Source organism: Virgibacillus sp. W0181 (assembly GCF_051846915.1).
Classification (GTDB): Bacteria; Bacillota; Bacilli; order Bacillales; family Amphibacillaceae; genus JBPYCR01.
Genome location: NZ_JBPYCR010000019.1, coordinates 26,812 through 51,303, shown reverse-complemented (window position 1 = coordinate 51,303; position 24,492 = coordinate 26,812). Strand labels below are relative to the sequence as shown.

The following is a 24,492-nucleotide window of genomic DNA, read 5'->3' as shown; positions in this document are numbered from 1 at the left end:
CCATGAATACAAGCCGTAAATGTAGTTTGACACCCGCTTTTGTTTTCCGAAACTTCGCCCACTTATAATGCGTTAGATTAAGTGGCAGCGTACTTGAATCAATGATTTTCAATGGCACCCGCTGGGTGCAACTGTGGTGATAACTTTTGATTTGTGCCACCAAATCCATAAAAATTGTCGCAAGAATCGATGGATCCATTTCATTATTTTTACGGGATAACTGCGAAGCACTGATCGATGCAAACCCAAGTTCTTGTTGTAGTTCCCCATTCAAAAGCGCATCACTCATTGCATGCAGACTTTCCGTTTCATGTAGCTGCGCTAGCAGCATCATCTTAATGTAGGAAGCAGTGGTTAACTTCTTTGTGTAATGATCTTGTTTGGTTAAACTTACGTGCTCATCCAATTTTTTAAAATTAATAGGGCTTATCCATTTACCAAATGATGATTTTCGTGTATTCTTGTCCATATCTGTTATCCTTTGTAATGGGATTTGGACAGGAACCACCTGTCTCTCCATTATAAAGGATTTTTTATTGGAGAAAAAGCAAATTACTGATCATTGGGAATATTAGTAATTATTTGTTTTAATTAATGCAACGCTAGTGTTCGAAAGTATAAAAATCCTCGCCATAGTAGCGACGAGGATTTTATATAGTATTCATTATTGAAAATGTAATGATTAACCTTGTAATAATAAATCGTATGGGTCTTCAAGAAGTTGCTTGATGCGTACTAAGAACTGTACGGCTTCTTTTCCATCTACGATACGGTGATCATAGGAGAGTGCTAAATACATCATCGGGCGCACTTCAATTGAATCATCCGGCATTACAACCGCACGCTTAACAATATTATGCATTCCGAGTATACCAACTTGTGGTGTATTTAAAATTGGTGTAGATAGCATAGATCCGAAAATACCGCCATTTGTAATGGTAAATGATCCACCTTGCAGGTCAGCTAATTGTAATTGTTTATTTTGTGCTTTTGTGCCCAAATCAACAATTTCACGTTCAATTCCTGCAAAATCTTTTTTATCAGCATCTCGTACAACCGGAACAACAAGCCCATCATCAGTTGAAACGGCGATACCGATGTCATAAAACTGCTTTTCCACGAGTTCATTCCCTTGAATTTCAGCATTAATCAATGGGAATTCTTTTAATGCAGCCACACTTGCTTTTGTAAAGAAGGACATAAATCCTAGTTTGATATCATTTTTCTTTAGAAAATCATCTTTTCGCTCGCTACGAAGTTTCATGATCGCTGACATATCCACTTCATTGAACGTAGTCAACATTGCTGCTGTTTGCTGTGCTTCCACCAATCGCTTAGCAATTGTCATACGACGACGAGACATTTTTGTTCGTTTCACTGGCTTTTCAAACTCGGTTTTTTCAGCTTCCGAAGCTTCTTTTTTCGCAGGTGCAGATGATTTGGACTCATTCGCTTTTGCAGCATCTACATCTTCTGGACGAATACGCCCTAAAGGATCTACAGGCTGTACTTTACTAAGATCAATATTTAGTTCTCTAGCACGTTTTCTTGCTGCTGGTGAAGCTACAATATCTTGCTTTGCTCCTGTTGAAACTTCTTCTTCTTTTACTTTCGGCTGATCTTCTTTTTTAGACGCATCTTTTGGTGTTTCTTCTTCTGTTTTTTCTTTCGGCTTTTCTTCTGCAGGTGCACTGCTACCTGCTTCACCGTTCTCATCTACTTTCGCAATGACGTCACCAACCTCAACGTCATCTCCTTCTTCACTTAGAACTTCTGTAATAACACCTGCATGATCAGCGTTCACTTCGACATTTACTTTATCGGTTTCCAGTTCAACTACCGGATCTCCAACTTCCACTTTATCCCCTTTTTTCACTAACCATTCAGAAATCGTACCTTCCGTAATGGACTCTGCAAGTTCAGGAATCTTAATTTCCTTCATTAGTATTGCCTCCCTTGGACGGATTAATTGCTTTTTTAATAATCTTATTTTGTAACACTTTATGAATGTTCGGTTCTCCAACTGCAGGTGAAGAGCGATCTGGCCTACCGATATAACGCAAAGATTGTCCCTCTTTTAATAACTCGCGTATATGGTTTGCGACAAAATTCCAGCTTCCCATATTTTTCGGTTCTTCCTGGACCCAAACAACTTCATCTACATTTGGAAGTTTATTTAATACTTTTTCCAACTGTTTTTTCGGGAACGGATAAATTTGTTCAATGCGAATTGCCCGCAACCACTCGAAGTTTTCTTCCGATCCATCGATCGATTCTTCAATATCGACCATTACTTTACCTGAACCAAGCAATAGACGTGTTGCGGATTTATCGTTTACGGCTAGATTTGGCTGATCGCGCAGTGGCAAAAAGTTGCCTTCTGTAAATTCTTTTGCTTCGGATGCAACACGCTGATTCCGCAATAAACTTTTTGGTGACATTAGAATAAGCGGTCTTGCCTCTCCAAGTCCCCGCATTTTTGCTTGTCGGCGCATTAAATGGAAAAACTGTGCCGAGGAAGTTACATTTGCTACGATCCAGTTATTCTCAGCCGCCATTTGCAAGTATCGTTCCAGCCTTGCACTGGAGTGTTCTGGTCCTTGCCCTTCATAACCATGGGGCAGTAGCATAACCATATTCGATTTTTCGCCCCACTTGGCACGGGCAGATGAAATAAATTGATCAAAAATAACTTGTGCAGCATTGGCAAAATCTCCGAACTGCGCTTCCCAAATAACTAATGTTTCCGGCGATTGCACGCTATATCCATATTCAAATCCTAGAACACCCGATTCGGATAGTGGGCTGTTACGAATATCGAATGATGCTTCCGCTTCCTCAAGTCCATGCATCGGACAGTAAGATTCGTTCGTTTCCACATCATACAGTACGAGATGGCGGTGAGCGAAAGTACCTCTTTCCGTATCTTGACCAGTCAAACGAATCGGAATACCATCCTTTAATATCGAGGCATAGGCTAATGCTTCACCCGCTCCCCAATCCGCTTTATTTCCTTCTTCCAGTATATTTTCGCGTCTTTTAAACACTCTTTCAAGTCGCTTAAATCCTTTAAAGTTTTCCGGACGCTTCAACAGTCCTTCGTTTAATTTCTTTAAGTCTTCTAGAGGAACGGCGGTTTCGAAATGATCAAGTCCATTCGTAAGACTTTTCGGCATTTCTTTTATTTCAACTACCGATTCGTCTTCTTTCATGCTCTTATATAATTCTTGTAATTTATTTTCAGCTTCCTTTTTCGCTTCTTCAAAAAAGTCAGTTTCTACAATTCCTTCCGTCTGTAGCTTTTCTGCAAACAGGGTTGCAACCGTAGGATGATTATCAATTTCTTTATATAATAGCGGTTGGGTGGAGCGTGGCTCATCCATCTCATTATGCCCATATCGACGATAACCGACCAAGTCGATCAAAAAGTCCTTATGAAATTTTCTGGAATAATCATACGCCAACCGAACTGCTCGAATACAAGCAATCGGGTCATCCGCATTTACATGGACAACCGGAATTTCAAAACCTTTAGCTAAATCACTAGCATAGCGGGTTGATCGCCCATCTGTCTGGTTCGTCGTATAACCTACAAGATTATTCGCTATAATGTGCAGTGTTCCGCCGGTACGATACCCGGGCAATCCACTTAGATTCAACGTTTCTGCAACAACGCCTTCACCAATAAAAGCTGCATCACCGTGAATGAGTACTCCAATCGCCTTGCTCAAATCCTGTTTGGGGTATCCTTTTTCCTTGCGATTGTCCTGTGCTGCGCGCTTAAAGCCTTCCACAACAGGATTAACAAATTCCAAGTGTGATGGATTGTGCGCTAGTGTGATACGTGTTGTTGTTTCGTCATTATACTTTACTTCTTTCGTCGCCCCAAAATGGTATTTCACATCCCCGGTCCAACCATAATTAATGCCCATGGATCCTTCAGATGGAACAAGTTCCTTATCAGGTGAATGATGGAATTCAGAAAAAATCCGATCCAACGGCTTCCCCAACACATGTGAAAGGACACTTAAACGACCGCGATGAGCCATTCCCATCATAATATTGTCGATTTTATCCTTGTTCGCATGTTTGACGACATGATCAAGCATTGGTACCATCATTTCTAATCCTTCAATGGAAAATCGCTTTTGTCCTACAAATGTTTTCTGTAAGAATTCCTCAAAACCTTCAACAGAAACAAGGCGCTCCAGTAGATTCTTTTTGTCATCAACCGAAACAGCTGTTAGAAATTCGCCTGATTCAATGCGATTTAACAACCATTGACGTTCATCATCATTATTTACATGGTCATATTCAAACGATATTTTTCCTGTATATAATTCTTTTAAATAAGCAATTACATCCGCACCGGTATCCACTCCATGTGGTGATTGCTCCCATAACCAGGATGCGGGCATTTGTTGCAAGTCATTTTCTGTTATTCCATATGTAGAGGGATCTACTAGACCGGACTTTTGTTTATTACCTCCGACAGCATAAATATCCGCCTCTAAATGCCCATAACGACGAATAGCCTCAACAAGTTTCATCGCTGAGGTGAGTTTTTTCACTTCTGTATCGGTAGGTTTTTCAGATGTTGATTGTGTTTGCATCGATGCAGTTTGAGTTTGATACATCCATTCAGGGGCCCCGTATTGATCAAACATTTCTTTTAAAGAAGAATCAACAGTATCAGCATCTTCCTTGTATAATTCATATTGCTCTTCAATATAACCCATGTTGGGCCCGTAGAATTTCTTCCAGAATCTTTCATTGGATTCTTCACGCTGTGCCACGTCTTATACCCCCATTAGATAGTAACTTTCTCCGCCATAAAACGGTTAAATTTCATTCAATCCTCATTATAGAACTGACGGTTAACTTCATCAACTAATATACCTTAAAATATGAAAACATTATAGAATAACATGAATAGCTCCACTAAAATATGACAATTTTTATAATAAAGCAGCTTACACTTCACTTTCTTTTATTTATTAGGTATAATAAAATCACTATTTACGATACTATTACTTAGATACTATTTGTATTTTCAAGGAGGCTGCATCACATGAAGTTATTATTGCTATTTGCGGTAATTCTTACTTTCTTGACGTCTTGTTTAACGTCTGCTTATGAATCAAAACCTGGAATTCCTAAAGATGATCAATAACTAGGCCCGTCATGCAACCGTCAGTTGTATGACGATTTTTTTCGCTTTAAATCGCTATTTTTTTCTTAACCCCGTATATTATTTCAAACCGGGAAAATTTTGCTGCCGTAGCACTTCATAAATAATAATCGCCGCTGTATTGGATAGATTCAAAGAACGAACCTTTTCATTCATGTGAACCCGAAGACAATAATCTTCTTTTCCCTCCAGCAATTCTTTTGGTATTCCATCTGTCTCTCTGCCAAAAATAAAAAAAAGTTCTTCCTCCCTATTGCTAAAGTTAAAGTCAGTGTAATGTTTTGTACCAAAGTTCTCAATATAATAATAGGTTGCCTTCGGGTACGTATCATACAATTCATCAATCGATTTGTATTCTCTAATCTGAACATCTTTCCAATAATCAAGTCCCGCCCGGCGCAACATCTTGTCTTCCGTTGAAAAGCCTAGTGGATGAACAAGATGTAAAACCGTGTCAGTCGCCAGACAGGTCCGGGCAATATTCCCTGTATTAGCCGGAATTTCCGGTTGAAATAATACGACGTGCATACTCATCTGTCATTCTCCTTGCGATTGGTTCTATTGCTGTTGAACGTTCTAATTATATCATGTTTTTCCAATTTGAAAAAATTTGTACTGTATCTCTGGTGTCCACGCTGTAGAATCTTCATATGACCAATAACGGTGCCGGCTATTATCGGTATGGGCGTTTACGAGCGGCATGCCGTTTGCATCGTTAGCAACAACAATCGTATTATGATCCCATCTGCCATCTCCTTGAAAATCATAACAAATAATGTCCCCCGGAAGCAGATTTATAGCTGTATCCGTTTCCTTCCCTTTCAGACCCTCTGTTGAACCACTTAAATACCATCTTAGGGAATGAGCTACCGCCCAGCTGTAACTCCAGTTATCACCGTTATACCACCACCCCTTGTCACGAATTGGTGCACCGCGCATCGGCGCTCCTCCAGCACGTAAACATTGCGAAATATAGTTCGTACAATCAACTGAAAATGTTCGATATTCTGGGTTGTAATCATTCCACCAACGTTCCGCATACCTGACTGCCGCATGACGGTCATAGGAAAACCGTTCTTCCGTATGATCAGTCGTTCTCACAGATGCAACAAATAATTGTGCTTGCCCCGAATGTGTAGTAATCGGCTGCGCAGGATTGTTAAAAACTGTCTTATGATCCATCAATTTTCCATCCTTTAATTGATATTGATAAGGAATAGTTTGTTCTTCGATATAAAAATAGTCATTTTGTTTAATGAAAAATGATAGGTGCAGCAAATACTCATATGTTTTTTGCTGATCATATGCAATCCCCCGTACAAAACGCCCTTCACCACGTATACGGACGATCTCGGCGTTACGTTCATGAAAAAGTTCTTTTTTTCGTACCCACCAATTTTTATTCAGGTGTTCCTTCTGAAAGAAATCGAGCCACTGTGCTTGTATTTTCCCCATTAAAAATCCCTCCATACTATCTATATGAAGGGAAAGCTTGTATTAATGGCAAATGCCGTAATATTTCATATCACTTTTCAGGAATAGTTAATTAATTTCAGCCCATGCTCCAATTCAACGACAACCCGTTCATCGGATTCTTTCTCCAATGCTTGTTCCATTGCCTCATAAGCGTCTTTCGTGCCAATTTTCCCTAGTGCCCAAGCAGCAGTGCCACGAATAACCGGTCGTACATCTTCATGTAATACGGCAATTAATTCATCAACCGCTGTTTCATCTTTATAATGTGCTAGCCCGATAATCGCGTTTCGCTGTAGTGGTTTTTTTCCACGCCAAAATCCAGCAATATGACCAAACTTTTCCTTGAATTCACGATTGGACATTCGTAGCATCGGTTTTAATTGTGGTTTGGCAACCTCCCCATCCGGTTCGAACTCCGGATGAAGATGATAGTCGATTTTTTTATTTTTTGGACAAACTGCCTGACACGTGTCACACCCATATACACGTGTACCTATTTTTATCCGGAATTGCTCCGGTAAGAAGTCTTTCGTTTGCGTTATAAATGCGAGACACTTTTGCGCATTCAATTGACCCGCTTGCTGAAGTGCACCAGTTGGACAAGCATCAAGACAAATATTACAATCCCCACAGCTGTCTTCTATTGGGGAATCCGGTATAAAAGGAATATTTGTTATTAACTCGCCAAGATAAACGTATGAACCAAATTCAGGCGTAATAATTAACGTGTTTTTACCGCTAAATCCAACTCCAGCCCGCTCAGCAACCGCCCGATCCGAAAGTTCACCAGTATCGACCATTACTTTACCCATAAAATCCGGCACCTGTTCCTGTATATAGGAAGTGAGCTTATTCAGACGATCCCGCAACACATCATGATAATCCATTCCCCATGATGCACGGCAGAAAATTCCTCGTCTGTTGTCTTTCGTACTGCGTGGCGCATTTTCTATACGGGAGGGATATGCAAGTGCAATCGAGATAATCGATTGTGCTTCAGGCATTAGGCGTTCCGGTTCCGTTCGTTCCTCTAACGTTCCTTTTTCAAATCCGGACTGATAGCCAAGCTCCTGTTGACGTTTCAATCTTTCTTTCAATTCCGTAAAAACATCTGCAGACGCAAAGCCAATCTTATCAATCCCTATTTCTTTACTGTATGCTATAATCTTCTGCTTTAATTGTTCGGTTTGCACAGACAATACCCTCCCTTCTTTTTTCCTTATCGTTTTTCATATAAAATCAGCATACATTATTATATAATGCAAGTGCAAGCAACGTCTAATGTTAAGAAAAGTACTTATCAGTTAGGCGCCGAGGTAAATCGACCAGGTTCTGAGCGCTGTCAGGATTAGACGGCTGTGCCCTTAGGCTGCGTAATTGCTTGTCACACCGACAAGATTTGCACTAGAAAACTCTGGGATTGTAGCTACGCTTTCGCCCCGCTGAAAAGAATTGTACGTCGAAGCTAGACAACTGCGAAAAAACATATACTATCTACCCTCTGAAAAATGAGTTTCATTTACAACTTTTGCCGGTAAGGGTAAAATAGTTAATAGGTAAGGAGGAGATTTGATTGTCGGTTTATCCTATCATGATGTCACAAGGTAAATTTGTACACAGCGACAGTTTAAAATACCCATATGAAGAACGAGGCGCGCAGTTTGGAGATGGCATTTACGAAGTCATCCGAATTTATGAGGGTAATTACTATTTGTTAAATGAGCATGTCGATCGACTATTTCGCTCTCTTGAGGCAATTAAAATTTCGATTGACTATACGAAGGAAGAGATCATCGCCTTATTGGAGCAACTAATTCAAAAAAATTCCATGGAAAACGACGGAATGGTTTATTTACAAATCACACGTGGTTCGGCTCCGAGGGTTCATACGTTCCCGGAAAATGTAACACCGAATGTATATGCATACATGGATGATTTTCCTCGATTCTTAAATGAAATGGAAAATGGAGTTTCTGTTATTACACATAAGGATACAAGGTGGGATTACTGCTATATTAAAAGTTTGAACCTATTACCAAACATTTTGGCAAAGCAAGAAGCATTGGAACAAGACTGCTATGAAGCAATATTGCACAAGGATGGGATCATAACAGAATGCTGTTCTTCCAATATCTTCTTAATTAAAGACGGAAGCATCTACACTCATCCAGCCACAGAACAAATTTTACATGGATGTGTGCGACTTGCCGTCAAGCGACTTGCCAAGCAACTCAACATTCCTTTTGTAGAAGAAGCTTTTACGCTGGATGACATCGCAACTGCAGATGAATTATTTCTCACGAGCAGCATGTCGGAAATAATGCCAGTTGTTCAAGTGGACGGAAGACAAGTTAAAGATGGATCACCGGGAGAGATAACGAAAAAATTGCAGTTAGCTTATGAAAAAGATGCTAATATCGCATCCAGAAAAGTTAATAGTTAAACGCAACTTAAGATGCCCCTTTTGCCCTGTGCAAAGGGGCGTTTACGTAGCTGATCATTTTGGGAACTTAGTCGACAATTAGCTAAACCTAAAAAAATGGGAAGATATCCGTGGTTGAGGAGTTATATATCCGTACTTGAAACGATATATCCGCACTTGCCGCGCAAAATCATTGAATTTCAGAAATCCCCGCATTTGCCGAGCAATATCAAGCACAGGGATTTCCAAATTAATTAACACGATAAAGTTTTCTCAAACTACATACCGTGCATATACAATAATTAAAATAAGCACCCAAATCGCGTCCACAAAGTGCCAGTAATAAGAAAATATTTTAAACTTCTCCATATATAAACCATGAGGTATCGATCGTTTTAACTGTATAAATAAAATGATCATCCAACCACAGCCAAATGCGACATGAGCCGCATGAAGCCCAACGAGTACATAATAGGAACTTAAAAAAGAGCTTGTACTTAATCCATAACCTGCTTGCACATAGCTATAAAACTCATTTATTTCCAATCCTAGAAAGATGAAAGCAAACAGTAAAGTAACCGCAAGCCAAGGAACGATTACTTTTAATTTTTGTTCTTTTAGCCCCCGCTCCGATAATATTAGCGTCCCGCTACTGGATAACAAGAAAACGGAAGAAAACACTACACTTTTCCATTCAAATACATCAGATGGGTGCGGCCCTTCTGAGGAAGGGGTAAACACAAGATACGTTGCAAACAACGTTAAAAACATAATCGATTCGACAAATAGATAGATGAAGAACCCCATTTGCTTATCTTTAAACAATGCTGCTTCATAATTATTCATGTGCTTTTTCCTCCTTGCCGTAAAACAATTCCCTCTCATCATGAAAAGCGCGCACAACAAAACAAGCCAATTCTGCAATCCCTGCTAACACGGCGATTATATACCAGTCGTACATGAGACCGAATGCTAGCACGCCAAGTAAAAGTGCCATTACTAAAGGAATAATAGAATCTCTTGAGAGCGGTTCCGCACGTACGTCAGTTGTCGTTTTCAACTTTTCACCTCGCTGTTTCGCATACCAAAAAGGATCCATCTCTTGCACAGCAGGCATTGGCTTAAAGGAGTTTTCCGGTGCTGGTGAGGCAACCGTCCATTCGAGCGTACGACCATTCCATGGGTCCGGACCAACACGCTTCTTTGCTCGTAATGTAATAAATAAATTTACAAACAAGAACAAAATACCGATACCCATCAGAAACGCACCAACCGTGCTTATAAAATTAGTTTTAGACAATCCTTCACCGATATCATAGGTGAACGTCCGGCGCGGCATACCTTTTAGTCCAGTTATGTGCATGGGGAAAAAGGTTACATGATAGCCGATTAAAAACAGCCAAAAATGCCATTTTCCTAGCGATTCATTTAGTTTATAACCAGTCATCTTTGGAAAATAATAATAAATTCCCGCAAAAATACCAAGAATCGTTGATGCCAAAATAACATAATGGAAGTGAGCCACAACAAAGTGTGAATCATGAAACTGAAAGTTAGCCGCTGACATTGAAAGCATGACACCTGTTACCCCTCCCATCACAAAGGACGGGATAAAACCCAATGCGAAAAGCATCGGTGTGGTCATATGTAGCACTCCACCACGCATCGTGAACAACCAGTTAAATACCTTGATGCCTGTTGGTACAGCAATTGCCATCGTTGCTAAAGCAAAAAAGGTATTTACTACAGGACCTAGCCCTACAGTAAACATATGATGCACCCAAACCATAAAGGCAAGAAATCCAATTAAAGCAATGGAAGTAACCATCATCGGATAACCAAAAATTCTTTTTTTCGAAAAGGTCGTAATAATGTCGGAAAACAATCCAAATGCCGGCAACGCAAGAATATATACTTCTGGATGCCCAAAAATCCAAAATAAATGCTGCCAGAAAACAGGGTCTCCATCCGGTCCGATAAAAAATTTTGTACCAAACATTCTATCGAACATAAGTAAATAAAGACCCATTGCCAGCACGGTAAATGCGATTAAAATCAAGAAAGAAGTTATTAAAGTAGACCATGTAAATAAAGGCATTCGCGTCATTTTCATACCTGGTGCCCGATGTCTGATGATTGTTATAATCAAATTTAATGCAGTAAAAATAGTTCCTAGGCCAGAAATTTGCACACCAAAAACGTAGAAATCCGAGTTAACGTCCGGTGTGAATAATGAAGTCGATAATGGCGCATAGCCCGTCCAGCCAATTGCCGGTGCACTGTCAAAAAAGAAAGCGAGGTTAAATACCATTCCACCCGTGAAAAACAGCCAAAAGCCGAGCGCATTTAGAAAAGGAAACGCTAAATCCCGCGCACCAATTTGCAAAGGAACAGCAACATTCATTAACCCGAGCAACATTGGCATCGCTGCAAAGAAGATCATCATCGTACCGTGTGTCGTAAATACTTCATTATATTTCTGGAATTGAAATACCCAGAATTCATTGTTCGGCAAAGCGAGCTGTGAACGAATAAGCAACGCATCAACCCCTGCTCTGATAAAAAATAAAAATCCGAATAACATATAAAGTGTTCCAATTTTTCGGTGGTGGGTTGTGCGCATGTACGTCCAAATGAGAGGAAGTTTCTTCTTTTTTAAAATATAGATAAGAAGAAGTACACCCGCTATTATTACAGAAGCCCATGCCGCTATAACGTCGGAAGGTATGTATTTCGACAACCCAAAAATTGAGATATGCAACACTCATCCATCCTTTCTGTAATTTATCCTCGTGTTAATAGATTGTAAGAATCAAGAAGCAGGTAAAAGATTAATAGGGGAAATCTTCCTGTAAAACCCCAAATTTATTTAACTACCGTCCCGTAAAAGTGAAATAAAGACCCTGTTCAATGAAATTCCTCTACTAGTAATAAACCTATGTTTAACTGAAATAAGTTTATTTCCCCTCCTGATTGTCGGGTTTTTTCAAGTATGCTGCATAGTCTTCCTTTGAAACGACAGTTGTTTCAAACACCATGTTTGTATGCTGAATACCACAGTACTCTGCACACTTCCCTTCATACTCCCCCTTCTCCGCATTTTCAATGACATAGGAGTGGGGTTTGTTTGGTATGACATCAACCTTTCCGGCAAGCTGTGGGATCCAAAAAGAATGAATCACGTCATTTGACTCCAATTGAAAAACGATCGACTCCCCTTCAGGAATAACAAGCTCATCATGTACTGTTTTTCCATTTTCATGTTCAAACGTCCATGAAAATTGTTGCGCAGTTACTTGGATATGAACTCCTTCCTTACTTGAAATTGCTTCCGTACTTGGTGATTGTTCATAAGTCATTTTAACGGTCGGTACAGCAAGAATAGCTAGCAATATAAAAGGAATAATCGTCCATGTTAGTTCAAGTTTTTTGCTACCTTTCACATCTTTAGGTATGAAATCTGCCTTTTCTTTTGTATACCGATATTTAATAACAAATCTCGCAAATAAAATAAATACAGTTAATAATACGATCGCCATTACGCCTAAACTAAGCCAAATTAAAAATGCCTGATCTTTACCAGTCGAACTTTTCGGATCTAATACACTAATTTGGCTGCAACCGGTTACGAACAAAAGAACAAGAAAAAATAGCACACGTTTCAAGCTGTATTTCCCCTTTCTTTCATAGACAAATAGACACCTCTATTTTTTGTTCCCAGTTCGTTCACAAATTAAACAAATGTTTTTTTACACTATTTTTCGGGAAAGGATTTTCAAATCGCATTCTAAGATTAACTTTTAAATAAGCAATAGACGGTACTATATTTGACATCGAGGGTCAATACCTACTGTAGAGATGCAGGCTTGACAATAACGATATAAAAAATTAAGTTGGAGGGGTTGCATGCTCAAGGAGCGAAATATTTGGATACTTTTTATCGGCTTATCACTATTGGTTGCATGTACAAACCAGACAAATAGTGACAACAAAATGTATAATGCAAAGGACATTCGTGCATCTATTAATGAATTGGATTCGGACAGCGACATTATTTATGGTAAAAAGATCTTTGACGATACGAATACGATGGTACCGGAAAATGTAGGTAACAAACTGTCTTGTTTAAGCTGTCATAGTGATGGTGGACTTTCACAAAATTCACCAATGGTTGGTATTACCGAAAAATTCCCAATGCAGCGTCGCGGGGAACATACAACAATTGAAGACCGTATTAATGGATGTTTTGTTCGTAGTATGAATGGAGAAAAACTTGATGAAGACAGCAAAGAAATGAAAGCGATGGTTGCTTATTTTGAGTTCATTTCACAGGATGTGGCATCAGAAGAAGATATAACGTGGCGGATGACAAATGATATGAAAAAAGTACCCGAGCCGGATGTGACAAGAGGTGGGGAATTGTTTGTAGAAAAGAATTGTATTTCCTGCCATGCGACAGATGGTTCAGGCACGGGAGATCATACAGGTCCTGCACTATGGGGCGATGGGTCGTTTAATGAAGCTGCAGGCATGACAAAGATTGAAAAAGCAGCAGGTTTTATACGGAACAATATGCCAAAAGATCAACCAGGAACTTTAACGGATCAAGAAGCAGCTGATATCGCCGCATTTCTACTATCGCATGAACGGCCAATTGCTGATGAAAAAGTGGGGGATTACCATTTGAGTCCGGATCGTACTTATATTACAAAAGAACGAAGAGAACAAATTAGAGAAGGAACTTTCGATTGGTCCTCCTTAGATGTCATTGTACCGAAAGATGATTAATAAAAGTGCTAGCGTCCTGGTCAGCCCCGACAAGCTTAAGCAAGAAATAGTAGTGGCGGGTATTGTCACGGAGAGTTATTTCTTAAGACCTCGAGGGGCTGGGCGCTAAAGCTAGACAGCTATGCGCAAAAATTTATACTTTCTTACCTTTTAGAAAATGCCGGCGCTATCTTAAACGCCGGCATCCTTTTTATGAAATATACTTTTCTAAAAATCCACTTAATGCATTTACATATTTTTCTTTATTTAAAACAAAACCTTCACCATGACCTGCTCCATCGATTGTGATGATTTCTTTCTCACTTTTCGTATTTTCATATAACGTTTGTGCCATATTCGTAGGTACAAACGAATCCTCATTTCCATGAATATACAGAATGGGGACTTCAGCTTTTTTAACTTGATCCAATGCCGATGCTTCGGTTAATGAATAGCCGGCTCTAACTTTGGTGACGATACTTGTACTTGGCAATATTGGAAACGCTGGCAAGTGGTACATCCGTTTCATTTGATAGGCGAACAGGTCATATACACTCGTATAAGGACTATCGGCTACAATAGCTTTTACGTGATCAGGCAGCTTCTCACCGCTTGCCATAAGAACTGTTGCTGCTCCCATCGATAGTCCATGCATAACAAGTTCACTGTCTTGACCACGCTTTTCTATAATCACATCAAGCCAATCTATTAAATCAAGCCGATCATGCCAGCCAAATCCAATGTAATCTCCTTCGCTTTTTCCGTGACCGCGCATATCAGCATAGAATACATTATAACCAAGCTCTTCATAATAATATTGACCATACAAGCCCATATCACTACCACGTCCGAGATATCCGTGCGTAAAGACGACCGTTTTATTTGTCGGAACTTCAGCCTCCAAATAATACCCTTGTAACGTGAGCCCGTCATTCGAAGTCATTTCCCATTGTTCAAATGGTTGCTCTCTTACCCATGAGCGCCAATCGCCTTCCAAGAAAACGTTCATCGCTTCTGCGGATACCTCCAGATCGGAATTGCCCTGCAAAAAATCCTTTACATTTCGTTCAATTGCTAGGTTGTAAAAATAAAAACTAGCAATAATATCTATAACTAAAAGAACACCAAATAGTCCTGCAATTATCTTGATCCACCTCTTTTTTTTCATGAACTCCCCCCTTGAAAAAAATGAGTCTGTATATCTAGTATATATGATTGTTCGGTGATTTTTCTATGGTACATCTTAACAACACATAAGAAAAACGCAAGCGCCCTGGTCAGCCCCGACAAGCTTAAGCAAGAAATCGTAGTGGCGGTTTTTGCCACGAAGAGTTATTGCTTAAGACCTCGAGGGGCTGGGCGCTTAAGCTAGACAGCTATGCACAAAATTTTATTCTTTCTGACACAATTACAAAAATCTAAATAGCCTCACACTCAAATTGAAAAAGTGTGGAATACTTCGGTCATACACAGTCGTGTATTTTATCAATGAAACAGTCCTGTTTCTTTTGACTTTTGCATAAGCTTTTGCGTTTGTTTATTGATCGGATCTTTTAAAAACAACCCGATAACAATTGCCGAAACCCCAAAAATTCCCAGTATTGCAAGATCATGCAATGCTCGTTTCCATACAATCCCACCGACAGCTTCTCTCATGAGATCGACTGCATATGTGAACGGTAGAAATGGACTAATCGTCTGAAAAAACTCCGGCAGTAATACAACCGGGTATGTTCCACCCGAACCGGCAATTTGCAGCACGAGCAATATAATGGCCATTGCTTTTCCAACATCCCCAAAAACGGATACGAGCGTATAAACGATAGCCATAAATACCATGCTTATGAACAAGCCGAATGTAACAAACCAAAATAGGCTGCTTACATCTACACCGACGAGAAAATGATCCCCTAAGGTTACAATTAATGTTTGTAACAGACCAATCGTTGCAAAGGTGAGATAACGCCCGAAATAAACTTGTTTTCCTGTGAAAACTTCACGATTCACTTCTGTTGATAATAACGAAATAAGCAGTAAGGCACCAACCCAAAGCGATAACACAGTGTAAAAAGGTGTCATTCCAGTTCCATAATTTGGGATAGAAAAGATTTTGGTTTCGCTTAGTGTTACTGGCTCAGCAAAAAATCCTTTTTCTTGCTCCGGATCATTCTTCAGTAATTCAATTATTTCATTAATATCTGTTTCTGCTTGCAAGTTGCGAATTCGATTTGCAAGTTCATTTACTTTATTATTCACATACGGAAGTTCGCCCACCACATTGGCAAGTGTTTGTTTTCCTTCTGTTAAATTATTTTCTGTACGTGATAATAACTGTTCGACTTCTGGAAATGTGTCTTCTATTGTGTTTAAAATCCCTTTTGCTGAATGTAACGTTTCTTTTGTATTTGTAATTTCCTTCAAAACGAAGGGGTGGATTTCTTCTTTATATTTTTTTACAAATTGATCTACTTGAACGGAAGTGTCTGCTGCTTTTTCCTTCAAATCAGAAAAAACTTGTTCCGCCTCTTCTGATTTTGTGTTTATAAATTGATCTATTTCAGCGTTTTTCTTTTTCACCAAATTCATTTCCGCTTTTAATCTCGCTATATTTTTAAGTGCTTCATCAATTTTTTCACTGTTAGAGTTTTCTTCTGTTTGCTGTGCTTTTATTTGTTGCAATGTTTGTTCAATTTGATTGATTGTATCCGTTGCAGATTCAACTTTTTCATTCGTTTTCTTAATTAGTGGCAGACCTTCCTGCAAATTCAGATGCGAATTTTGAACTTCTTTCATGAATTCATCAATTTCAGTTGTGATTTTTTGTACTTTCTCAAGATCTTTTGTAATCTTCGGTGCTATTTCTGTTAATCTTTCTTCCGCTGTATTTAAAAAAGATGTCGTTTCATCGATTATCTGTAATCCTTTACTTGTCGTTCGTTTTGCTTCTGGTAGCAATCCACGGGCTTTATGAATAATATTTTCTCCGTTGGTAGCATCAGACATCGCATCATGCAATAATTGATTTATTTCCGGAAGATTGTCTTCAAGCGTAAAAACATACTCCTCAAACTGTTTTATGTCAGGCAGATCCTTCTCCATTTCGATTCCAATTTTGTTGAATAAATCAAAAATGACCCCATTTACGGTAGCTATGAACTCACTACTTATTTGGTCAACGATATAGGATGCGCCTTTTTCCGTAATTTTAGGAGCAATAGCATTTATTTTTTCATTTACATAGTAATCCACATTTGCTTTTTGCGGTGATCCTTCAATGACAGAGCTTAAATTTTTCGAGAAATTTTTCGGTATAACAATAGCCGCAAAATAATCTCCATACTCTACTTTATCCATCGCTTCATCGCGACTGACGAAATGCCAATCCATATCCTTGTTTTTCTTTAAGGTGGCTACCAATTCATCGCCAACCTGAAGTTCCTGATCACGAACCATTGCACCTTCATCTTCATTGACGATCCCGATCGGTATTTGATCTGTTTGTCCATACGGGTCCCAAGAAGCTTTTATATTTAACCAAGCATATAAGGATGGCAATAGAATAAGTCCGCCGATTAAGATAGCCGCCACCCAGTTAGTTGCTATGTTTTTTGCATCAGATGAATAAATACCCCAGATGTTTTTCATGTATAACGTCCTTGCTGTATGTAATGTGTCAATTTTATAGAACATAGTACTGTATTATAGCAATGTTTATTTTATATTACCATTTACACATACCTTATCCACGTGTTGGTGTATCAAATTTCATTGAATGAATAAAATCAAATAAGATTGGCCTAGTTGTTGGCCAACCTTATTCATCGAAGTTTAACGAGATATCTCTATGATTGCATCTTTTCAATAAACGTTTTCAATACATGTACGCCTTGAACACAATCAGATAAATCGGACCATTCTGCCGGGTTGTGACTTATACCATCTTTGCTTTGCACAAATAACATAGCAACTGGTGCTTTTTCTGCAATGATCATCGAATCATGTCCTGCACCACTTGGTAATTTATAGCTATTTATATTATTGGCCTTAAACGCTTCCTCCAGTTTGTGTTGTGTATTTTCTTCGATTGGAACCGGGGACGTACGCATGCTTTCATATGATTCCACATGAACACTATTTTTCTCTGCTATTTTCTGTGCGGCAGTAGTAACTTTTTCAATTAAAGCATCTCGAGTTTCTTTGAATATATCCCGAATATCAACATATAACTTTACTTCACCCGGGATTACATTTACCCCATTTGGTTTAATAAATTGCTTTCCTACAGTTGCTACTGCTGAGTCACTCACTTTCGGAGCCAATTTATTTACCTCTAAAATAAATTCACTCGCCGCGACAAGCGCATCTTGACGATCATTCATCGGTGTGTTTCCTGCGTGACCAGCTTGTCCATAAAACGTAAATTCCGTCCATGATGGCCCGGCAATACCTGACACAATTCCACAAGGAAGTCCGGCCTTTTCCAACCGTTTCCCTTGTTCAATATGCAGCTCTATAAAGAGTTCAATATCTTCAAAATTCCGGACGGCCGCTTCGTAGCTTTCAATAGATAGTCCGATTTGGTTTAATACTTCCTCGAAGCTGCTACCAGAAGAATCTTTTAATTTCAGCTTTTCCTGAATATCACCTTTTCCGACAACCGCTTCACTTCCATGAAACCCGCCATTGAAGCGAGAGCCTTCTTCATCTGTGAAAATTGCTACTTCAAACGGTTTATCCGGCTCATAACCTGTTTCTCTCCATGCTTCTACTACTTCCAGTGCTGATAAAACACCTAGTGGACCATCAAAATGACCACCATTTGGCACACTATCTACGTGAGAGCCGCTAATAATTGTTTTCGCTTCTTTATTTTTTCCTTCTAAGCGACCAAATACGTTTCCCGCTCCATCTTGCCATACTTTTAACCCTGCTTCTTTCATCCATTGCTGAACTAACTCTTTTGCTTGCTGCTCTTCTTCTGAAAAACCTGGACGATTGGAACCATGATCAGCGGTTAGACCAATCTTAGACAATTCCCCAAGCCGTTGTGCTAACCGTTCTCCTGAAACGCCATTATAATTATATTCTGTTGCATAATTGCTTAATAATTTTTCCTGTAAAGAAAATTGAGTCATGTAAACACTTCCTTTCCGTGTATATATTTAATGGTAATCGTCTTATTAAAGTTTTACAATATGTTCATACGGGCCGTGTTCAAATTTCTTATATTATCACCTATAAATCATATCCGTATTTAGAATAAAAGTCTTATGGTCGATAAGATGATCGGAACAAATAAAGTTCTGAAATTAATGCTCCTACTATTAATATCGTTCGCTATTGTAAAGAAAAGCGCAAGCGCCCCGCCTATAAACGTCGCGACTGCGCCAGACGGGAGCTGGTGGTTCGATGTTGGGACTGTAGCTCCGCTTTCGTCCCACCGAAAATATTTGTACGTCGAAGCTAGACAGCTATGCACAAAATTATATACATTCTTATCTTTAAAAAAAGTGGCATTGATGCCACCTTTTCATAAAAAAGAACGATTGTAGCTATAGATAATCATTTTATTTTTCTTCTACTGCTTATGATTCACCTGTCATTTGTACGTTTTTGTTACTTTGTTTGAATGGTTATTTTCCAGTTTGCACCGGTTGAAATACGGTACGCTTCCGCAAACGAGCCTTGGTTAATGGCCACACCAATTTTATCAACTGAATTAACGTATAATAGCGCCTCGCCTAAATGGCTGTCAGCAAAAGAACGTCCGAATACCATTTTGTTTTTATATACTTCACGTCGGTTATTCTTAATTGTCACTTCTAGCAAGTCGCCATACTCAATATGAGCCTGCTTAAAAAAGGTTCGATCAATATTTGTCCATAGATTCCCAAACCGAATATCGAGAATATCAATATGTCCAAATATCTTCCCCTCTTTCACCTGTGGATTTGACTTCTGTAATGCTTTTATATTTTTTACATCTAATTCCGTACCAACTTCTTCAAAAGCAATGATTTCGGATGCAAGTCGCGCAGCCGTGTATGCATATACATCACGCCCGTGAAACGTATAGGACTCCCCTGATCTAGGAAGTCTGTTCACCGTCTCATCAATAATCCTGGCTGCTTTAATACCGACACTTTCTGCTATATGTGTCAAAGTACCGTTATCCGGTGTAACAATATATTTATTATCCTTCGTTTTGACAACAATACTTAACCGGTCAGACCCCACTCCAGGATCTACAACAGAAATAAATACGGTATCTTCCGGCCAATAGGCGATCGTCTGATACAAACGATAGGAAGCTTCCCATATATTATATTGTGGTATATCATGTGTAAGATCAAATATTCTTAATGAGGGAGCAACAGATAGTGCTACCCCATACATAGCACTTACAGCACCATCGCTTCGACCAAAGTCTGTTTGAACAACTACGTTTTTACTCATGAAGAACCCTCCTAATAGCTGATAAATTATTTGTATGAAAAGACGACACAAATCGTTTTGTATATATTCTTTCCCATTTATAAAATCAAAAAACCACGCCTTTACCGAAAATCGATAAGGACGTGGTTGGATTTACGTGGTACCACCTTATTTCACCAAATGCTTGCACATTCAGTCTCACCTAGTACGCAAGTCTGTTGACTTTGAATACTGTGGCGGGATAACGAGCGCCAATTCGTCGGAACCTACTAGTAACATACGTTCAGTACGAAACTCCAGGGCCATTGTTCAGATTCGTATTTTTGCTTCCTTTCAGCTACTGGGAGCTCTCTGTTAAAAAATAACTGAATCCTACTTTTCCCCATCAACGTTTTTCATTAATCTATTTATGTTACGTCCAGTATACGAAACATACTTAGATAAAGCAAGATTGATGAATAGCCTGATTTTTTCTATGGAGTGTTATATCCACTCGATTTCGTATGCTGATAATATGCTATAATGGATGCGTTGTCTTCATATATTTATTTTTCCGAATAGGGGTGACGTATTGCGACCGATCATTATTGGTACTCTAGGTGCGCTATTTTTTTCTGCTGCCTTTATTTTTAACCGTTCAATGGAGCTTGAAGGTGGTAGCTGGGCTTGGAGTGCATCACTCCGCTTCTTTTTTATGCTGCCAATGTTAATCTTAATTGTCGGTTACAAGAAAAACGTGAAACCAGTTCTTCTTCATATTAAAAAAAGGCCACTTCAATGGATAATTTGGAGTACGGTTGGTTTTGGATTATTTTACGCACCGATAGCTTTTGGAACAGTATATGCTCCCGGGTGGCTCGTAGCTGCTACATTTCAGCTAAATATTATTGCCGGCTCTTTGCTTGTCCCCTTTATTAATAAGGAAAACAGGCATATTCCGATGCAAAGTATCTTTATATCCATTATTATCCTTATTGGTGTATTTATGATGCAGATCGAACATGCTAACAAAGTTTCTTTCATCGCTGTTATATGGACTGTTATTCCGTTACTCGTTTCTTCCGTTTCCTATCCATTGGGAAATCGAAAAATGATGCAGTTAGTAAATACAGACCTAAATACATTTCAGCGTATTTTAGGAATGACGATTGCATCCATGCCTTTTTGGATTGTTCTGGGAATTTATGCGCTCGTCACGCATGGTCCGCCAAGCACCGGACAAATGACTCAAACATTTATCGTTGCACTTTCCAGCGGTGTTATCGGCACCGTTTTATTTTTCTATGCAACCGAACTCGTGCGTCATGATAACCACAAACTGGCAGGGGTTGAAGCTACTTCTTCCGGCGAGGTCGTATTTGCGCTCTTGGGTGAAATGATTTTGCTTGGCATGTTATTGCCAAGTTGGACTTCAATTATAGGAATGACGTTTGTTATCGTCGGTATTATCCTGCACAGTATGCTCTCTACACTTTTGGATTATAGAAGAAAGGTACTTTATAACAAAATGGCCAAGTGAGAAAAGCGCAAGCGCCCTCGTAGGCTAAAAGCGCAACATCCTAGGACTGTAGCTACGCTTTCGTCCCACCGAAAAGAATTGTATGTCGAAGCTAGACAGATATGCGCAAATTATATACATTCTTATCTTTTTAAAAAACTGCTATTGCTCATACAGCCAGCAATAGCAGTTTTGTTAATTTACTCGTAAGAACAACGCTTTTGAGTCATCAACCGTTCCTTTATTATCCGTAAATTCTCATGATTTGGCCATTGTCGCTCGTTCCTCTGTTGGTGATGTCCCTTTTATATAAAACGAAAGCAATAAAGCAAAAAAGGCTAAAGCCGTTGCAACATAAAAAGCAACATTTACCCCGCGTATAACTAATTCTGGATTTTCAGTTATAGCCCCAGTATCCACAGCGCTTGCAGTCATAATAGTAACGAGCACTGCCGTGCCAATGGAAGCTGCTATTTGTCGCATTGTATTATTCATTGCTGTTCCATGAGGGATTAATCGATCCGGTAATTGATTAAGGCCTGCGGTTGTTGCCGGCATCATAATCATTGATATTCCAAACATGCGCACAGCAAAGACAATCATTAAGTACGCTAGTGAAGTCGTTGAAGTTAGGTTCGTATACAAAAAGGTAGTAATGGTCAAAATCGTTAATCCCACGATAAGCAACCACCGCGCACCGATCCGATCATAAATTCTTCCATTAATCGGTGACATCAGGCCCATAACTAAGGCACCTGGCAATATCATAAGTCCGGATTCAAAAGCGGTAAATCCCGCCATTGTTTGCATATAAATCGGTAATATCGTTTCAGCAGCAATCAAACTTAAAAAAGCAATCATTCCAATAACCGTCGTAATCGTAAATGTTTTATATTTTAGAACTCGGAATTCCAACACGGGATGTTTTAACTTGAACTGACGATAAATAAACACAACCAAGGAGCAAACGCCTATGATGAGCGATAATCCTACGACCTTGTTGGACCAACCTATATTTCCAGCTATACTAAACCCATACAGAAGCCCGCCGAAACCAGCCGTTGATAATCCTATGGACAGGAAATCAACTTTTGGAAAGGTTCGCTTAATCACATTTTTCATTAGAAAGTAAGCAAAAATAATATCAATAATAACTAAAGGGAGTACGACAAAAAATAGCGCTCTCCACTGAAAATATTGTAACAGCCAACCGGAGAGTGTCGGACCAATTGCAGGAGCAAAGGAAATAACCAACCCTACTGTACCCATTGCGGTGCCTCGTTTTTCTATCGGAAAAATCAGTATAAAAATAGTCATCATCAACGGCAGCATCACTCCTGCTCCCATCGCCTGAATTACCCTCCCGATCATTAATACAGGGAAATTTAATGCTATGCCGCATATAAGCGTACCAATTGCAAAAGCGGACATTGCCACTAAAAATAACCTTCTCGTTGTAAAAGTTTCCATTAAAAAAGCCGATATTGGAATCATAATCCCGTTTACTAGCATGAAAATGGTTGTTACCCATTGTGCCGTGTTTTCAGTTAAATTCAAATCATTCATAATAGGAGGGATCGCGGTGACAAGCAAAGTTTGGTTTAGTATGGCTAGAAAAGCACCGGAAAGTAAAACAGCAACAAGAGGTATTTTTTTATGAATCGTTTGTTGGTCAGACGTAGCATCAGTCAATAGTCATTCACTCCCTTTTTAACATTTACTATTTGACATATGTACATAACTGGAGGAGTACGAGGATTTATGGGATGATTAAAAGCACTTTATCAATCGTACTATAGAATCTTCCAATAAAATAATAGACTGCTCAAAATTAGTTAGGGTGTTCTTCTCCAAATGCATTTTTTATCCACAACAAAATAGTCGGCCTCTTTATAAAGAGACCGACCTACAGCATCACAAATTGATGAGCCACATTTGCCGTTATCAATTAAAAAGTTTTAACCACCACTTAGACCAAGTGGGTGTTTGCAGAAACATTCCTGTCTTCCACACAATCGAGGCTTGACATTCCTGTTTCAATATTAAAACTCCCTAATAATTGTTTAGAGGTTAAACTTAAATTATAACGTACAATGTAGCTTGTAATTATATAGTACATCTTTTCCTCTTCTATTTCAATGGTAAAACATTCCAATTTAAAACAATAACGAATAAATTTCTGTAAGTTCCTGTGCACGCAGTTCGTCGCTCGCTTGCTGCGCGTACTTTATCTCCTTTTCCAGAAAACCGTCCAAATATAATATTTCATCTTCTTCCAGACCTTCAATAAATACTTCTATATCTTCATAATTATTATGTTCCATTTTATCATAAATTCGTGAAGATATGTTATCTTCTTCTGTATAATTGGATAGCGATTCCCTAAGATAACGAATTGAACGTTTGATTTTAATCACCTTCTTTTGTTCAGTACTAAATTTTTGTATTCTTTTTTTTAGCTCTTTGTTCCAACTGTGATTTCGGTTGCTGTTTTTTCTCATTTTCTTCTTCACCTTGTGGATTGACACTGCTATTTACCTTCTTTTTGCTCCATAAATGATTGTCTTTAGTCATTACAAACACCTCCACTACTATTATTTCAAGTTTCAGTGGAACTATGCCTATAATAAGGTACAGGTTTATTGCACTAAATCTGCGTTCTTTGTTAAGAGTAGCGTATTGAAAAAATATAAAGGAGTATGA

19 protein-coding genes, 1 other RNA gene and 1 other annotated feature are annotated in these 24,492 nt (G+C 39.0%); of the genes, 3 read left to right on the top strand and 17 right to left on the bottom strand.

Features of this window, described 5'->3' with window-relative positions; all coding sequences use genetic code 11:
* From ACLIBG_RS09935 to queG, 6 genes are all read right to left on the bottom strand, one after another.
* Window positions 1-469, bottom strand: a 469-nt coding sequence (locus tag ACLIBG_RS09935) for a DUF4372 domain-containing protein (RefSeq protein ID WP_439312565.1), incomplete at its 3' end; no start/stop codon positions are given.
* A gap of 213 nt (window positions 470-682) precedes the next feature.
* Complete coding sequence (odhB, locus tag ACLIBG_RS09930; protein ID WP_439312606.1) at window positions 683-1,942, bottom strand: 2-oxoglutarate dehydrogenase complex dihydrolipoyllysine-residue succinyltransferase; 1,260 nt, start codon at window positions 1,940-1,942, stop codon at window positions 683-685.
* The gene (locus ACLIBG_RS09925) at window positions 1,929-4,796 is read right to left on the bottom strand and encodes a 2-oxoglutarate dehydrogenase E1 component (protein WP_439312605.1); all 2,868 of its coding nucleotides are present in this window, start codon (window positions 4,794-4,796) and stop codon (window positions 1,929-1,931) included. The genes odhB and ACLIBG_RS09925 overlap by 14 nt, the downstream gene beginning before the upstream one ends.
* Before the next feature lie 455 nt (window positions 4,797-5,251).
* Window positions 5,252-5,725, bottom strand: coding sequence for a tRNA (cytidine(34)-2'-O)-methyltransferase (locus ACLIBG_RS09920; RefSeq protein WP_439312604.1), 474 nt, complete (start codon window positions 5,723-5,725; stop codon window positions 5,252-5,254).
* A gap of 51 nt (window positions 5,726-5,776) precedes the next feature.
* A complete protein-coding gene (locus ACLIBG_RS09915) occupies window positions 5,777-6,646 on the bottom strand; it encodes an amidase domain-containing protein (protein ID WP_439312603.1) in 870 nt (289 codons plus the stop codon).
* Between the two features lie 77 nt (window positions 6,647-6,723).
* Window positions 6,724-7,860: a tRNA epoxyqueuosine(34) reductase QueG gene (gene queG / locus ACLIBG_RS09910; protein WP_439312602.1), complete on the bottom strand. Its 1,137-nt coding sequence runs from the start codon at window positions 7,858-7,860 to the stop codon at window positions 6,724-6,726.
* A 380-nt stretch (window positions 7,861-8,240) separates the two neighbouring features.
* Between queG and dat the strand changes: the two genes are divergently transcribed.
* Window positions 8,241-9,110 (top strand): D-amino-acid transaminase, encoded by an 870-nt coding sequence (gene dat / locus ACLIBG_RS09905; RefSeq protein ID WP_439312601.1) that lies wholly within the window; start codon window positions 8,241-8,243, stop codon window positions 9,108-9,110.
* A 252-nt stretch (window positions 9,111-9,362) separates the two neighbouring features.
* Here dat and ACLIBG_RS09900 read toward each other — a convergent pair whose 3' ends face one another.
* The 3 genes from ACLIBG_RS09900 to coxB all read right to left on the bottom strand — a co-directional run bounded on the left by ACLIBG_RS09900 (window position 9,363) and on the right by coxB (window position 12,745).
* Window positions 9,363-9,935, bottom strand: coding sequence for a cytochrome c oxidase subunit 3 (locus ACLIBG_RS09900; RefSeq protein WP_439312600.1), 573 nt, complete (start codon window positions 9,933-9,935; stop codon window positions 9,363-9,365).
* On the bottom strand, window positions 9,928-11,712 hold the full coding sequence (locus ACLIBG_RS09895; protein WP_439312609.1) for a cytochrome c oxidase subunit I: 1,785 nt from the start codon (window positions 11,710-11,712) through the stop codon (window positions 9,928-9,930). Before ACLIBG_RS09895 ends, ACLIBG_RS09900 begins: the two co-directional genes overlap by 8 nt.
* 334 nt (window positions 11,713-12,046) lie before the next feature.
* On the bottom strand, window positions 12,047-12,745 hold the full coding sequence (gene coxB / locus ACLIBG_RS09890; RefSeq protein ID WP_439312608.1) for a cytochrome c oxidase subunit II: 699 nt from the start codon (window positions 12,743-12,745) through the stop codon (window positions 12,047-12,049).
* A gap of 250 nt (window positions 12,746-12,995) precedes the next feature.
* Between coxB and ACLIBG_RS09885 the strand changes: the two genes are divergently transcribed.
* Window positions 12,996-13,877: a c-type cytochrome gene (locus ACLIBG_RS09885; RefSeq protein WP_439312599.1), complete on the top strand. Its 882-nt coding sequence runs from the start codon at window positions 12,996-12,998 to the stop codon at window positions 13,875-13,877.
* A gap of 190 nt (window positions 13,878-14,067) precedes the next feature.
* On the opposite strand, the gene ACLIBG_RS09880 is transcribed toward ACLIBG_RS09885, so the two are convergent.
* From ACLIBG_RS09880 to ACLIBG_RS09865, 4 genes are all read right to left on the bottom strand, one after another.
* The gene (locus ACLIBG_RS09880; protein WP_439312598.1) at window positions 14,068-15,024 is read right to left on the bottom strand and encodes an alpha/beta hydrolase; all 957 of its coding nucleotides are present in this window, start codon (window positions 15,022-15,024) and stop codon (window positions 14,068-14,070) included.
* Window positions 15,025-15,341: 317 nt separating this feature from the next.
* Window positions 15,342-17,501 (bottom strand): YhgE/Pip family protein, encoded by a 2,160-nt coding sequence (locus tag ACLIBG_RS09875; RefSeq protein ID WP_439312597.1) that lies wholly within the window; start codon window positions 17,499-17,501, stop codon window positions 15,342-15,344.
* A 197-nt stretch (window positions 17,502-17,698) separates the two neighbouring features.
* A complete protein-coding gene (locus tag ACLIBG_RS09870) occupies window positions 17,699-18,991 on the bottom strand; it encodes a M20 family metallo-hydrolase (protein WP_439312596.1) in 1,293 nt (430 codons plus the stop codon).
* A 481-nt stretch (window positions 18,992-19,472) separates the two neighbouring features.
* Entirely contained in the window at window positions 19,473-20,312 is an 840-nt protein-coding gene (locus ACLIBG_RS09865; RefSeq protein ID WP_439312595.1) for an SAM hydrolase/SAM-dependent halogenase family protein, read from the bottom strand.
* 113 nt (window positions 20,313-20,425) lie between these two features.
* Window positions 20,426-20,689: a binding site (T-box leader), on the bottom strand.
* 173 nt (window positions 20,690-20,862) lie between these two features.
* Here ACLIBG_RS09865 and ACLIBG_RS09860 point away from each other — a divergent pair.
* Entirely contained in the window at window positions 20,863-21,810 is a 948-nt protein-coding gene (locus ACLIBG_RS09860; protein ID WP_439312594.1) for a DMT family transporter, read from the top strand.
* Between the two features lie 237 nt (window positions 21,811-22,047).
* Here ACLIBG_RS09860 and ACLIBG_RS09855 read toward each other — a convergent pair whose 3' ends face one another.
* The 4 genes from ACLIBG_RS09855 to sspL all read right to left on the bottom strand — a co-directional run bounded on the left by ACLIBG_RS09855 (window position 22,048) and on the right by sspL (window position 24,363).
* Window positions 22,048-23,481, bottom strand: coding sequence for an MDR family MFS transporter (locus tag ACLIBG_RS09855; RefSeq protein ID WP_439312593.1), 1,434 nt, complete (start codon window positions 23,479-23,481; stop codon window positions 22,048-22,050).
* Between the two features lie 230 nt (window positions 23,482-23,711).
* A non-coding RNA gene (gene ssrS, locus ACLIBG_RS09850) (6S RNA) lies at window positions 23,712-23,894 on the bottom strand.
* A 51-nt stretch (window positions 23,895-23,945) separates the two neighbouring features.
* Entirely contained in the window at window positions 23,946-24,206 is a 261-nt protein-coding gene (locus ACLIBG_RS09845) for a sporulation protein (protein ID WP_439312592.1), read from the bottom strand.
* Window positions 24,207-24,222: 16 nt separating this feature from the next.
* A complete protein-coding gene (gene sspL / locus ACLIBG_RS09840; protein WP_439312591.1) occupies window positions 24,223-24,363 on the bottom strand; it encodes a small, acid-soluble spore protein L in 141 nt (46 codons plus the stop codon).
* Between the last annotated feature and the right edge of the window lie 129 nt (window positions 24,364-24,492).